The organism is Pseudomonas sp. ICMP 561, from assembly GCF_002699985.1.
In the GTDB taxonomy this organism is placed as follows: Bacteria; Pseudomonadota; Gammaproteobacteria; order Pseudomonadales; family Pseudomonadaceae; genus Aquipseudomonas; species Aquipseudomonas quasicaspiana.
Window position 1 is genome coordinate 166,326 of sequence record NZ_LKBT01000003.1, and the last position, 13,952, is coordinate 180,277.

Annotated in this window: 14 protein-coding genes; 1 reads left to right on the top strand and 13 read right to left on the bottom strand. The window is 57.9% G+C overall.

The genetic code is table 11. The features are described from left to right. Window positions 1-67: 67 nt before the first annotated feature. On the bottom strand, window positions 68-1,450 hold the full coding sequence (locus AO242_RS04260; protein ID WP_099267805.1) for a delta-60 repeat domain-containing protein: 1,383 nt from the start codon (window positions 1,448-1,450) through the stop codon (window positions 68-70). Window positions 1,451-1,821: 371 nt separating this feature from the next. After that, a complete protein-coding gene (locus AO242_RS04265; protein ID WP_099267806.1) occupies window positions 1,822-2,955 on the bottom strand; it encodes a sensor histidine kinase in 1,134 nt (377 codons plus the stop codon). A 165-nt stretch (window positions 2,956-3,120) separates the two neighbouring features. On the opposite strand from AO242_RS04265, the gene AO242_RS04270 reads away from it, so the two are divergent. Further along, window positions 3,121-3,405: a hypothetical protein gene (locus AO242_RS04270; RefSeq protein WP_099267807.1), complete on the top strand. Its 285-nt coding sequence runs from the start codon at window positions 3,121-3,123 to the stop codon at window positions 3,403-3,405. Between the two features lie 26 nt (window positions 3,406-3,431). Here the strand turns inward: AO242_RS04270 and ureC are convergent, their stop codons facing one another. The 11 genes from ureC to urtA all read right to left on the bottom strand — a co-directional run bounded on the left by ureC (window position 3,432) and on the right by urtA (window position 13,862). After that, on the bottom strand, window positions 3,432-5,132 hold the full coding sequence (gene ureC, locus AO242_RS04275; protein WP_027902529.1) for an urease subunit alpha: 1,701 nt from the start codon (window positions 5,130-5,132) through the stop codon (window positions 3,432-3,434). Between the two features lie 204 nt (window positions 5,133-5,336). Continuing rightward, entirely contained in the window at window positions 5,337-5,642 is a 306-nt protein-coding gene (locus tag AO242_RS04280; RefSeq protein WP_099267808.1) for an urease subunit beta, read from the bottom strand. Then, complete coding sequence (locus AO242_RS04285; protein ID WP_099267809.1) at window positions 5,639-6,172, bottom strand: GNAT family N-acetyltransferase; 534 nt, start codon at window positions 6,170-6,172, stop codon at window positions 5,639-5,641. Before AO242_RS04285 ends, AO242_RS04280 begins: the two co-directional genes overlap by 4 nt. Before the next feature lie 9 nt (window positions 6,173-6,181). Continuing rightward, window positions 6,182-6,724, bottom strand: coding sequence for a GNAT family N-acetyltransferase (locus AO242_RS04290; protein WP_099267810.1), 543 nt, complete (start codon window positions 6,722-6,724; stop codon window positions 6,182-6,184). Window positions 6,725-6,750: 26 nt separating this feature from the next. Then, a complete protein-coding gene (locus tag AO242_RS04295) occupies window positions 6,751-7,053 on the bottom strand; it encodes an urease subunit gamma (protein WP_027902525.1) in 303 nt (100 codons plus the stop codon). Window positions 7,054-7,200: 147 nt separating this feature from the next. Further along, window positions 7,201-8,040, bottom strand: a complete 840-nt coding sequence (locus AO242_RS04300) for an urease accessory protein UreD (protein WP_099267811.1) — start codon at window positions 8,038-8,040, stop codon at window positions 7,201-7,203. A 64-nt stretch (window positions 8,041-8,104) separates the two neighbouring features. After that, a complete protein-coding gene (gene urtE, locus AO242_RS04305; protein ID WP_099267812.1) occupies window positions 8,105-8,803 on the bottom strand; it encodes an urea ABC transporter ATP-binding subunit UrtE in 699 nt (232 codons plus the stop codon). Window positions 8,804-8,922: 119 nt separating this feature from the next. Beyond that, window positions 8,923-9,783, bottom strand: a complete 861-nt coding sequence (gene urtD, locus AO242_RS04310; protein WP_027901343.1) for an urea ABC transporter ATP-binding protein UrtD — start codon at window positions 9,781-9,783, stop codon at window positions 8,923-8,925. Next, window positions 9,780-10,859 (bottom strand): urea ABC transporter permease subunit UrtC, encoded by a 1,080-nt coding sequence (gene urtC, locus AO242_RS04315; protein ID WP_099267813.1) that lies wholly within the window; start codon window positions 10,857-10,859, stop codon window positions 9,780-9,782. The genes urtD and urtC overlap by 4 nt, the downstream gene beginning before the upstream one ends. Then, window positions 10,859-12,430, bottom strand: coding sequence for an urea ABC transporter permease subunit UrtB (gene urtB, locus AO242_RS04320; RefSeq protein ID WP_099267814.1), 1,572 nt, complete (start codon window positions 12,428-12,430; stop codon window positions 10,859-10,861). The genes urtC and urtB overlap by 1 nt, the downstream gene beginning before the upstream one ends. A 166-nt stretch (window positions 12,431-12,596) precedes the next feature. Next, complete coding sequence (gene urtA, locus AO242_RS04325) at window positions 12,597-13,862, bottom strand: urea ABC transporter substrate-binding protein (RefSeq protein ID WP_099267815.1); 1,266 nt, start codon at window positions 13,860-13,862, stop codon at window positions 12,597-12,599. Window positions 13,863-13,952: the final 90 nt, after the last annotated feature.

The window sequence follows — 13,952 nt, forward strand, 5'->3', positions numbered from 1 at the left end:
AAGCCTCGCTCCAATAACTGTGGTGTGGTGCCATGACTCACATTCGAGATTACGGTAATGAATCACTTCAGCCGATAATCCGGAACAGGAGACCTTCAAGACTGACAATGTCACTTGAGGCCGTGACGACGTTCACCCTGTTCTGGATAGTTGTCAGATCCACCGTCTCAAAACGTTCAAACACTGCCGTGCCGTTTGAACCGAAACCGGTATCGAGCTGTCCGTTAGGCATTAGTCTCACCATACAGCCGGACGAAGTTTCACCCGGTTTTTCTCGGCTACCGCTTATGATTATCCGGTTGCCTTCATCCTTGCTGATCGTTGATCCGGCAAAGGTCCCCCCTTGGGTCAGCACAATAGATACGGGTTCGCCATTATTGAACTCTGGATCTGGAGTCCCGCTTGGCGAAAGTTGCACCACTGCTGTAGTCGCTGGGCTAAACGCATCTTTGAAAAAGTTTGCAAGAACAATGACCTTACCATCGTCCAGAACTATCATTCCCATGGCCTGAGAGCCGGGGCTGTCGGTAAGGGTAATGTGCACCACGCCGCTGTTGCCAAAGCCAGTGTCAATGTTGCCTTCTGCGTCATACCGAACAATAGAGGCAGGGAAGGGGATGAGAGCTGGGTTCCCGGCAATAAACACTCTGTTCTGACGATCAAACCCAAAAAAAGTATTATGAGTGTCGTTCCCTTCGAATTGTCGAATTACGACGCTCCCATTCTGTCCGAAAGAAGTATCCAGCGACCCGTCAGCGTTGATCCTGATCAAATAGGCGGCAACCAATATCGGGCTGTTTGAATAGTAGGTTGATCCAACGAACAGTAATTTTCCGTCCGCGAGTCTGACGCCTTGGGAGGCATCTGTGTGGCCATTCCGGTGCGCTTTATGAATGTCACTATTGAGGTAGGGGCTAGGCTCGTATTTTTCATTCGTCGATGTCTGGCGTGGGGCGGACTCGGGTGTAGGCAGGTGCAGTCTGAAAATAGAAATACCTCCGTCTCCAAAACTGGTGTCGATAATGCCGTCCGATGTGAAGCCAACCGCAGCGGGCACGTTCAAATTGTACCCGCTCTCCTGTATATGTATGCTTCCCAAGCCAATGACATTTCCTGTCTCCAGAAAGATAAAACTACCAACGTTAAGTGAGTGATTTGTGGGCTCACCTTTCGGCAGTTTTGCATATCCCGCACTGCCGAAGCTTGTATCAATTTGTCCGTCTTGCAACAGGCGGACAATATAGGTTTCGTTTAGCCAGCAGCCTACATAAAGCGCGTTGTCCGTATCGGTTGTCGGGTTAGTTGTAACTGCCGAAATGTAGAGGAAGGCATTGGGGGCTTCGGGGTTTGGGATGTTGACCAGCCCGTCAACACCAAAACCAGGATCAAGATCCCCTGCCGCCTTGATAGATTTTGATTGAGTTTGGCCTGGGGTTGTTTGTGGACTCATGATAACGCTCCCTTGTAATGGATATCCCTTCTATCAAAGTAGTCGCTGAAAAAAAGGCTGCCGCTTCTGCACTCCTTATTAGGAGCGCACTCATCGAACTTAAGAAGGTTCTTTTCAAAAGAAACAATAGGTTAAGTGTGCGTTATCGCTAATGGGAATACTCTAAATGAGCAAATAATCTAAATATGATCCGCTCGTACGGCAGATTTCTGCGCGGGCCATCTACTCCTGAAAGGGAACTCGATGTCGGCCTGCAATAAACACATAAAGCCTTGGACGATGTCGGACCTTGTGTGCGAATTTACTCGCAAAAGCACCAGGGCGCTGAAGAGGCTTCGCATCCATCGGCCTTTCGCGAATGCAGGGTTTGATCAAACGTTTTTCGGCAACACCACCGTAAACGTCGTCCCGTCACCTACGTTGGAGGTGACGGTAATGCTGCCGCCGTGGGCGTTGACCACTTCCTTGACGATGAACAGCCCCAGGCCAAGGCTGGTTGACCGACCGCTGGGCGTCGAGCCTTCGCTGATGGCGCGTACCAATGGGTCAAAGATGCTGCCGATGGCGTCTTCGGAAATGGGGTCGCCTAGATTGTGCACGATCAACTGCACATGATCCTGCTCACCGCAGACTTTGACGTTGACCTCTTCCTCCCCCTTGCCATGCTGCAGGGCATTGCCGATCAGGTTCTGCAGTAACTGGTCGATACGTCCGCGATCCCAATGACCGACCGTATCGCCTTCCACGACCAGATGCGGATGTGAGTCCGGGCGACCGGCACAGGCTTCATCGATGGCCTCGCGGCACGCTTTGCCCAGGTCCATGGCATTGCGTTCAACCGGCAGGCTGGCGCCGAGGCGGCTGCGCACGAACTCCAGCAGATCGCTGACCATCGAGCCCATGTGTCGAGTGCTGCTCTTGATCCGCGACACGTAGCCCTGGGACTTCGCATCCAGTTCTTTTCTGTGCTCCAGCAGGTCGGCGGACATGCTCACCGCTTGCAGAGGCGCGCGCAGGTCATGGCCAAGAATGGCCAGGAAGATATCTCGCGAACGTGCCACCTGCTCGGCATACGCCGCAGTCGATTCGGCCAGTGCTTCATCAATGGCTTCGTTGAAGCGGATCATGTCAGTGAAATAGGCCAGGTCCGGGGTTTTCAGGCTCTCGACCCACAACCGGATGACGCTGGCGCGCAGATGGCGGAACTCGGAAGTCATCTGCACCAGATCAAAACCGACCATATGCCGCAGCTCCCCGTGGCTGGCGGCAGCCTGGTCAAGGCTCGGTGTCTTGCGCAGGTCCGCGCCTTTGGCCTTGGCGGCTTGCTCGCTTTTGGTCTGCGAGGTGTTCATGTCCCGTGCTGCGGCCAGCAGAATCGCTTTGGCGTGATCGCGCAGCTCGGCACTGTTCATGGCATCGGCGGCAGGTTTAATGGTTTTTGCGAAGTTTTCCCACTCGTCGACAATACGATCCACATGGGCAACGATGAAGTCCGAGAGGCGCATGGCCGGTTACCTTGCTGCGGGAGCTGTAATGAGGATGGCGCATCTTACGCCTTTAACCTTCGGGTATCGAGACAGCGACCGGAGGCCACAGTCATTTCCGGCATCAGAGGCAAGCAACGGCTAGGCTTTATTTGATCGCAAGGACTATCTGGCAGGAGAGCCGTCATGTTCACAACCCCTTTCACGACGTTTGTTGAAGAACAAATCGCTCAGGCTGAACAAAAGCTCTACACCGGCAAGAGCGCGAGACTGGATGATGTGGCGTACGGAAAGCTGGGTTTTTACCTGGCGCTGCGGCGGGTACTTGAGGGGACCAGTACGTCTGAGGATCTGGGTTTGATCGAGGCGGTGAACGATACGCTGCAAGCGTTACAGCTGCTCGACGGCGATGAGACATTTCTATCAGGCATCAAGCAGGAAATTGCCGGGAAAGGACCAAGGCAGCCCTAGCTGCCTTGGCTTGCACGCGCACTCGGTCAGAACAAAAAGTAGCGCTGCGCCATGGGCAGCACATCAGCCGGCTCGCACCACAGCAGTACACCGTCTGCCTTGACTTGATAAGTCTGTGGGTCGACGTCGATTTTCGGCAGGTAGTCGTTGTGGATCAGGTCTTTCTTCTGCACGGACCGGCAGCCTTTGACGACGCTGATCACCTTTTTCAGCCCCAGTGATTCAGGCACACCGGCGTCGAACGCTGCCTGGCTGATGAAGGTCAGGCTGGTAGCGTGCAACGAACTGCCATAGCTGGCGAACATCGGACGATAGTGCACGGGCTGCGGTGTCGGAATCGACGCGTTGGCGTCGCCCATCAGGCTCGCGGCAATCGCTCCGCCCTTGAGGATCAGGGTCGGTTTGACGCCGAAGAACGCAGGGCGCCACAGCACCAGATCAGCCCATTTGCCCACTTCCACCGAGCCGACCTCATGGCTGATGCCGTGGGTGATTGCCGGGTTGATGGTGTATTTGGCGATGTAGCGTTTGGCACGGAAGTTATCGTTGCCTTCACCATCGCCAGGCAATGGCCCGCGCTGGCGCTTCATCTTGTCGGCGGTTTGCCAGGTGCGCATGATCACCTCGCCAACCCGGCCCATGGCCTGACTGTCGGAGCTGAGCATCGAGAAGGCACCCAGGTCGTGCAGGATATCTTCGGCTGCAATGGTTTCCCGGCGAATACGGCTTTCGGCGAAGGCTACGTCTTCGGCGATGCTTGGATCCAGATGATGGCAGACCATCAGCATGTCCAGATGCTCGTCGATGGTGTTGCGCGTGAACGGCCGGGTCGGGTTGGTCGAGCTGGGCAGTACGTTGGGGAAGCCACAGGCCTTGATGATGTCCGGCGCGTGACCGCCGCCCGCACCTTCGGTGTGATAGGTGTGAATCGTACGATTCTTGAACGCCGCCAACGTCGTTTCGACGAAGCCGGATTCGTTCAGGGTGTCGGTGTGGATCGCGACCTGCACGTCGTACTCATCGGCGACGCTCAGGCAGTTATCAATAGCCGCTGGCGTGGTCCCCCAGTCTTCATGCAACTTCAGGCCAATTGCACCGGCTTTGACTTGCTCCACCAGCGGCCCAGGCAGGCTGACGTTGCCTTTGCCGGTAAAGCCGATGTTCATCGGGAACGAGTCGGCCGCTTGAAGCATGCGCGCCATGTGCCAAGGGCCGGGCGTCACGGTGGTTGCGTTGGTGCCGGTTGCCGGGCCAGTGCCGCCGCCGATCATGGTGGTCACGCCACTCATCAAAGCTTCTTCAATCTGCTGCGGGCAGATGAAGTGAATGTGTGTGTCGACGCCGCCCGCCGTGAGGATCATGCCTTCGCCGGCAATGATTTCAGTGGAGGCACCGATGGCGATGGTCACGTCGGGCTGGATGTCCGGGTTGCCCGCTTTGCCGATGGCCGCAATGCGACCGTTCTTGAGGCCCACGTCGGCTTTGACGATGCCCCAGTGGTCGACGATCAAGGCGTTGGTGATCAGCGTGTCGACGACTTCGGCGGCGAGTAACTGGCCTTGGCCCATGCCGTCACGGATGACCTTGCCACCGCCGAATTTCACTTCTTCGCCGTAAGTCGTGAAGTCTTTCTCGACCTCAATCCACAGCTCGGTGTCGGCCAACCGTACCCGGTCGCCCACGGTGGGGCCGAACATGTCGGCATAGGCTTGTCTGGAAATCTTCATGGCGATTCCTTGAATTCAAAAATATGTCTGTGCACACCCTGACCTGACCTGACCTGACCTGACCTGACCTGACCTGACCTGTAGGAGTGAGCTTGCTCGCGATAAAGTCGGAACGACTTTCCAGTGGTGGTTTATTCACTACTTTTGCGACTGCTGCGCAGCCGATCGCGAGCAAGCTCACTCCTACAGGGTTCCGGCTCGGGGTTAGAGATTACCCATCACTCGCCCGGCAAAGCCGAACACCCGGCGATGCCCGGCCAGATCCACCAATTCCACATCCCGCGACTGCCCTGGCTCGAAGCGCACGGCGGTGCCGGCCGGAATGTTCAGGCGCATGCCGCGGCTGGCGGCACGATCGAAGGTGAGGGCGTCGTTGGTTTCAAAAAAATGGAAATGCGAGCCGACCTGAATCGGCCGGTCGCCACTGTTGGCGACATTCAGGCTGATAGTCCGGCGACCGGCATTGAGCTCGATTTCACCGGGTTGAATCTGGTATTGGCCAGGAATCATGCGGGTTGTCCCAAGGTCTTGAAGTAGATAGCGGTCGGCGTATAACGGCCGTCCGGGCTTTGGCAGTAGTTGGGCAGTTCGCCGACGCGGGTGTAGTCCAGCGAGCGATAAAACACTTCAGCGGGCGAACCGGCTTCGGTGTCCAGAAACAGCAAACCGCGCTTGAGCTGACGTGCGGCCTGTTCAAGCGCTTGCATCAATTGCTGCCCCAGGCCGCGCCGTCGCGCTTCTTTGAGCACCATCAGTTTTTGCACCTCGGCACGGTTCAGGCCATTGGCCTTCTGGCAAAGAGCGAGCTGAGTGCTGGCCAGTACCTGCTCATCCTCAACCACAACCCACAACAGCAGGTTGCCGTTGGCGACGTCTTCCCGAAGTCCGTCGCACCAGGCGTACGCGTCTTCGAGGGTCAAGTCGGCCATGAAACCCACCGATGCGCCGTTGTTCACAGCGTCCAGCAGTAAGGTCGCCAGTCCGTGGCGGTAGTGAGCAAAACTTTCATCCGTGACGCGGCGTAGCTGGGCAGGATTCATGATCGCCTCTCAGTTGGAAACGGGAGCTTGTGACGGTGGGGCCGATGCGCCGGGTGACAAATCCAGTTGCATGAATGTCAGGTCCAGCCAGCGTCCAAATTTAGTGCCGACCTGTGGCATTTGGCCGGTGGTGATGAAGCCCAGTCGTTCATGCAGGCTGATAGAGGCCTTGTTCCCGCTTTCAATCGCCGCGACCATGATGTGTTTGTCGCACAGGCGGGCGCGGTCGATCAGAGCGTTCATCAACTTGGGGCCGAGGCCTTTGCCGCGCTGATCGGCGCGCACGTAGACGGAATGCTCTACGGTGTGACGGAAGCCTTCAAAAGGGCGCCAGTCGCCAAACGACGAATAACCCGTGACCTGGCCGTCATCATCAATGGCGACCAGAATCGGATAACCCTGAGTCTGGCGCGCATCGAACCAGGCCTGACGATTGGCCAGATCTACCGGTTGCTCGTTCCAGATCGCGGTGGTGTTAAGCACTGCGTCGGTGTAAATCGCCAGGATGCCCGGCAGATCAGCCGGGAGGGCGTCGCGAATCGTATGGCTCATGATCAGTTCCAGAGTCTCGTTCGGGGTCAGGCGATAGGCTGGTGCACGGTGACCAGCTTGGTGCCGTCCGGGAAAGTCGCCTCGACCTGAATTTCAGGAATCATTTCCGGGATGCCTTCCATGACCTGTTCGCGAGTCAGCAGCGTTGTGCCGTAATGCATCAGATCCGCGACGGTCTGCCCGTCGCGCGCGCCTTCAAGCAACGCCGCCGAGATGTAAGCCATGGCTTCCGGGTAGTTGAGCTTCACGCCACGGGCCAGCCGCCGTTCGGCAACCAGGCCTGCGGTGAAAATCAGCATTTTGTCTTTTTCGCGTGGGGTGAGATCCATGTTGGTTCCGTGTGTGAGTTTGATTGCTTTACCTGTGGGAGCTGGGCTTGCCCGCGATATGGTCACCGCAATTCTAAAGTGAATCGCGTCCAGCCTTATCGCGGGCAAGCCCAGCTCCCACAAAAAACCGTGCTCCACAGATTTGCATCACGTACTCCAGATCCTCGGCGCTACCGCTTCGCGGCCCAACACCGCCGGGCGCAGCAGTTTCCATAACTCGATCATCCAGGCCCGGGCGTGCAGAGCCTCATCTGCCAGGCAGCGAGCTACCAGCAAGCCTGGCAATTGGGTCAGGTCCCCGCGTACCAGATTGGGCACCGAGCGACAGGCCTCAAGCAATTCGGTGTCAATGTCGCCGGTGACCAGCAACGTGCCAAATACGGTTTTGCCATCCAGCCCAATCGGTGACTGGAGCAAGCCGTCGCCACCGATGATGCGTTGCCGTTCATGCCACAGCAACTTGCCGTCGCGGCGCACATCCAGATGCGCCTGGAAATGCCCGGTCTCGAAGCGCTCGCCGCTCGCCGGTCTGCCCAGCGCCACGACGTCCCAGTAAAGCAGCCGCGCATCGCCTTGCAGATCGATGCGCGTGGTCAGTTCGGCCTGTGCGGCACTGAACACGATGGTTTCCTGCGGCAGCCATTCCAGCGTCGCACCGGGCGCAACATTCAGGTCAAGTTGCTGATAAGCCGGACCTGCCGCGCGATACCACTTGGCTGCGCCGGGGCTGGTCAGTTGTGCCCAGGCATCAGGGCCGACGCTGGCGCTGATGTCCAGTCGGTCGCCACCGGCGATGCCGCCGGGTGGATGAACAATAATGTGCTGGCAAACTTCCGGGCCTTCGGCGTACAGGTGTTTTTGCACTCGCAGCGGGCCTTTGTGTCGGCGCTGGGTGGGTCGCGTACTGTCGCCAAAACGCCCATAGCCCAGCTCCAGCTCGGCATGCCAGCTGGGGGTAAACAACGCAGTGTGGGCGGGAAGATTCATGTGATCGCTTTCATGCTTCTGGAAAACAGCAGTTCAGGAAGACTGCACCTTAACGGAATACCACTCAGATGGTCACCAGACCACGCACCCCTTCGGCTTCCATATTCTCGCCACGGCCTTGCTGAACGATTTCCCCACGGGACATCACCAGATACTGATCGGCCAGTTCGGCAGCAAAGTCGTAAAACTGTTCAACCAGCAGAATAGCCATGTCGCCTCGTTCTGCGAGCTTCTTGATCACTGCGCCGATTTCCTTGATCACCGACGGTTGAATGCCTTCGGTGGGTTCATCGAGAATCAGCAGGCGAGGACGGCTTGCCAGCGCACGACCAATCGCCAGTTGCTGCTGTTGACCACCCGACAGGTCGCCGCCGCGTCGATGTTTCATCTGCAGCAAAACCGGGAACAGCTCGTAGATGAACGCCGGGACTTCCTTGGCCTCAGAGCCTGGAAAGCGAGAAAGCCCCATCAACAGATTTTCTTCAACGGTCAGCCGCCCGAAAATCTCGCGGCCCTGTGGCACATAAGCAATCCCGGCGTGCACCCGTTGATGGGGTTTGAAACCGGTGATGGCCTTGCCTTCCCACTGTACTGTGCCTTCTTTGGCAGGCAGCAGGCCCATGAGCACCTTGAGCAACGTAGTCTTGCCCACGCCGTTACGACCCAGCAGGCACGTCACTTCGCCGACCTTCACATCAAAGGACAGCCCGCGCAGGATGTGGCTACCGCCGTAGTACTGATGGAGCTTTTCGACCTGGAGCATGTTCGTTTCCCAAGCAAATGGATAACGGTAGGAGCGAACTTGTTCGCGAGGCGTCAGATCAGGCAACGACTGTGGATCTGAAATCGCCTCGCGAACAAGTTCGCTCCTACCGGGGAGCTCTAGCGCCCCAAGTAGACCTCGATGACTCTTTCATCCGCCTGCACATCCGCCAGCGAGCCTTCGGCCAATACGCTGCCCTGATGCAATACGGTCACGTGGTCGGCAATCGAACCCACGAAGCCCATGTCGTGTTCCACCACCATCAACGAGTGCTTGACCGCCAGGCTCTTGAACAGCTCGGCGGTGAATTCGGTTTCGGCGTCGGTCATGCCTGCGACTGGCTCGTCGAGCAGCAGCAATTGCGGATCCTGGACCAGCAACATGCCGATTTCCAGAAACTGTTTTTGACCGTGTGAAAGCAGACCGGCCGGGCGCTGCATGGACGATGTCAATCGTATGGTTTCCAGTACTTCGTCGATGCGGTCGCGTTGTTCGCCACTGAGTTTTGCCCGCAGGCTGGCCCACACCGATTTATCAGTCTTCTGAGCCAGTTCGAGGTTTTCAAATACGCTCAAGGCTTCGAAAACGGTAGGCTTCTGAAACTTGCGGCCGATACCCGCCTGGGCAATTTCCACTTCGCTCATCTGCGTCAGGTCCAGGGTTTCACCGAACCAGGCCTTGCCGTGACTTGGGCGAGTCTTGCCGGTTATCACGTCCATCAGCGTGGTCTTGCCCGCGCCATTGGGGCCGATGATGCAGCGCAGTTCGCCGACGCTGATGTACAGATTCAGGTCGTTGAGTGCCTTGAAACCATCGAAACTGACGCTGATGTCTTCCAGCGTAAGGATCGTGCCGTGGCGCGTGTTCAGCCCTTTGCCGACGCTTTGCCCCAGGCCAATCGCATCGCGGCTGGTGCCTGCATCAGCATTGGGGTCGAGAATAGGTTCGAGCATGAATGCCGGTGTCGGAGTGGTTTTCATTGTTCGCCCCTCTTCTTGAGCAAACCGATCACGCCTTTAGGCAGATACAGCGTGACGATGATGAACAGCGCGCCGAGGAAGAACAGCCAGTACTCCGGGAAGGCTACGGTGAACCAGCTTTTCATGCCGTTCACGAGACCTGCGCCCAGCAGCGGGCCGATCAGCGTTCCGCGTCCGCCGAGCGCGACCCAGACGGCGGCTTCAATGGAATTGGTCGGTGACATTTCGCTCGGGTTGATGATGCCGACCTGCGGCACATACAGCGCGCCAGCCAAACCACACAGCACTGCGCTCAATACCCAGACAAACAGTTTGAAACCACGCGGGTCGTATCCGCAGAACATCAGGCGGTTTTCGGCGTCACGTAGTGCGGTCAATACCCGGCCAAACTTGCTCTGCGCCAGACGCCAACCCACATACAGGCTCGCCACCAGCAGGATCACCGTCGCCAGAAACAGCGTGGCGCGGGTGCCTTGAGAGCTGATGCTGAAACCCAGAATGCTGCGGAAGTTGGTGAAGCCGTTGTTGCCGCCAAAACCGGTTTCGTTACGGAAGAACAGCAGCATGCCGGCGAAGGTCAGGGCCTGGGTCATGATCGAGAAATACACGCCTTTGATCCGCGAACGGAAGGCGAAGAAGCCGAACACCAGCGCCAGCAGACCCGGCGCCAACACTACAAGACACATGGCCCACAGGAAGTTATCCGTACCTGCCCAATACCACGGCAGTTCGGTCCATGACAGAAAGGTCATGAATGCGGGCAAGCCATCGCCCGCCGCTTCGCGCATCAGGTACATGCCCATGGCATAGCCGCCGAGTGCGAAGAACAGGCCATGGCCCAAGGAGAGCAAACCGGCGTAACCCCAGACCAGATCCAGTGCCAGCGCGACAATGGCGTAACAGAGAATCTTGCCTACCAGCGTCAGGGTGTAGGCCGACACCTGAAAGCTGTTATCGGCAGGCAGCAAGGACAGCAGTGGCATCGCGAGCAGAATTGCCAGCACGACAACGCCAACCGCCACAGTACCTTTGGGGCCGACTTTTTGTGCGGCAGTGACCATCAATGGTTGGTTCATCAGTCGATCACCCGTCCTTTCAATGCGAAGAGGCCTTGCGGACGTTTCTGGATAAACAGAATGATCAGCGCCAGGATCAGGATCTTGCCCAATACAGCGCCGATTTGCGGTTCGAGAATCTTGTTGGCGATGCCCAGACCGAAGGCCGCCATGACGCTACCGGCCAGTTGCCCGACACCGCCGAGCACCACCACCAGGAACGAGTCAATGATGTAGCTCTGGCCCAGGTCCGGGCCGACGTTGCCGATCTGACTCAGGGCTACGCCGCCCAGCCCGGCAATGCCGGAGCCGAGCCCGAAGGCCATCATGTCGATGCGCCCGGTCGGCACACCGCAGCAGGCGGCCATGTTGCGGTTCTGGGTCACGGCACGCACGTTCAGGCCCAAGCGGGTTTTGTTCAGCAGCAGCCAGGTCAACACCACCACGAATAGCGCAAACGCAATGATCACAATGCGGTTGTAGGGCAGTACGAGATTGGGCAGTACCTGGAGCCCGCCAGAGAGCCATTCAGGGTTGGCCACTTCAACGTTCTGCGCACCGAAGGCCAGACGCACGGCCTGTATCAGCATCAGGCTGATACCCCAGGTGGCAAGCAGGGTTTCCAGTGGTCGGCCATACAGATGGCGGATCACCGTGCGCTCCAGTGCCATGCCGATGGCCGCCGTAACGAAAAATGCCACTGGCAAGGCAATCAGCGGGTAATACTCGATAGCACCCGGCGCATAGCGCTGGAACATCAACTGCACGACATACGTGGAGTACGCCCCAAGCATCAGCATTTCGCCGTGGGCCATGTTGATCACGCCCAGCAAGCCGAAGGTGATTGCCAGACCGAGCGCTGCCAGCAGCAGAATCGAGCCCAGCGACATCCCGCTGAATGCCTGACCGAGTAACTCGCCCACCATCAGCTTGCGTTTGACTTGAGCCAGGCTGGTTTCGGCCGCGATACGCACGCTGGCGTCAGTTTCGACGCCTGGTGCCAATAAAGTTTCCAGACGAGTGCGGGCCAGCGGGTCACCGGTTTCGCCGAGCAGGCGCACGGCAGCCAGACGTACGGTCGGGCTGGAGTCAACCAATTGCAGATTGGCCAACGCCAATGTCAGCGCGTCATGGACGTCATCGTCTTTCTCATCGGCCAGTCGCACGCTCAGGAATGGCAACTGAGCAGGGCGGGCTGATTTTTGCAATTGCAGCGCCGCTGACAGACGAAGTTTTGCATCCTCAGACAGCAGTTGGTGGCTGGCCAGCGCGGTATCTACCAAACCACGCAAGCGGTTATTCAGGCGCAGTTTGCGCGGCTCATCGGTTGTTGGCGTATCAGTATCGACCGCGACGTATTTGTCACCGGTTTCGATGAATGCGCGTTTGCTGCTGTCGGCAGCGACGCGGCCTTCCTGCAAGGCATTGATCAGTTCAATGCGTCCCGGAACGGGTTGGGCGGCCCAGCTCTCAAGGAGTTCGGCCTGTTGTGCGGAACTGGCCGCCACGAAATCACCGGCATCGCTGGCTTGCGCGGCCATGGGCAGCAGCAGGGCGAGGGTGAAGATGAAGCGGTACAGAATGTTGGGCATGGCGGGTGTCCTGAAAGGCGTCCAGATCGGGTGGATCTGGTGATCCCTGTAGGAGCTGCCGAAGGCTGCGATTGCGGTGTGTCAGGGGAACCCTATCGCAGCCTTCGGCAGCTCCTACAGAAGATGTGTTCGACCGCACCATAGCGGCGGTCGAACATCCAGCGTGTTAATTACTCTTCACCACATGATCCGGCTTCTTGTCGTTACCCGGGATGTACGGGCTCCATGGCTGGGCGCGGATCGGCTCTTTGGTCTGCCAGACGACGTTGAACTGACCGTTGTCCTCGACTTCGCCGATCATCACTGGCTTGTGCAGGTGGTGATTGGTTTTGTCCATGGTCAGGGTGAAGCCCGACGGCGCGGCGAAAGTCTGGCCTGCCATGGCTTCGCGGACTTTATCCACGTCGGTGGACTTGGCTTTCTCGACCGCTTGCGCCCACATGTGGATGCCCACGTAAGTGGCTTCCATCGGGTCGTTGGTCACCGCCTTGTCTGCACCCGGCAGGTTTTTCTTCTTGGCGTAGGCTTTCCAGGCAGCAACGAACTTGGTGTTGACCGGGTTCTCGACGGACTGGAAGTAGTTCCAGGCGGCCAGGTGACCCACCAGCGGTTTGGTGTCGATACCGCGCAGTTCTTCTTCACCCACCGAGAACGCTACAACCGGAACGTCGGTAGCCTTCAGGCCCTGGTTGGCCAGTTCTTTGTAGAACGGCACGTTGGAGTCGCCGTTGACGGTCGAGATAACAGCCGTCTTGCCGCCCGCAGAGAACTTCTTGATGTTGGCAACGATGGTTTGATAGTCAGCGTGGCCGAACGGGGTGTAGACCTCTTCGATGTCCTTGTCCGCTACACCTTTGGAGTGCAGGAACGAGCGCAGAATCTTGTTGGTAGTGCGTGGGTAAACGTAGTCGGTGCCCAGCAGGAAGTAACGCTTGGCTGCGCCACCGTCTTCGCTCATCAGGTACTCGACCGCGGGAATCGCCTGCTGGTTAGGCGCTGCGCCGGTGTAGAACACGTTCGGCGACATTTCTTCGCCTTCGTATTGAACCGGGTAGAACAGCAGGCCGTTGAGTTCTTCGAACACCGGCAGCACGGATTTGCGCGACACCGAGGTCCAGCAACCGAACACCACGGCAACCTTGTCCTGAGTCAGCAACTGACGACCTTTTTCAGCGAACAACGGCCAGTTGGACGCCGGGTCAACGACTACTGCTTCCAGCATCTTGCCGTTGACGCCGCCCTTGGCGTTGATTTCATCGATGGTCATCAACGCCATGTCTTTGAGCGATGTTTCGGAGATAGCCATGGTGCCCGACAGCGAATGCAGGATGCCGACCTTGATGGTCTCGGCAGCTTGAACGGTCCATGTAAGGCCCATGGCCGCGATGGACGCGGACAGGGTAAACGCTTTGATCAGACTGCGACGCTTCATTGGGCTAGCTCCGTTATTGGTATTCGATGGGGCACACGAGATAACGCATATCTGATTGCTGTTTAGCAAAGGCTGGGCCAAGGCACGGAA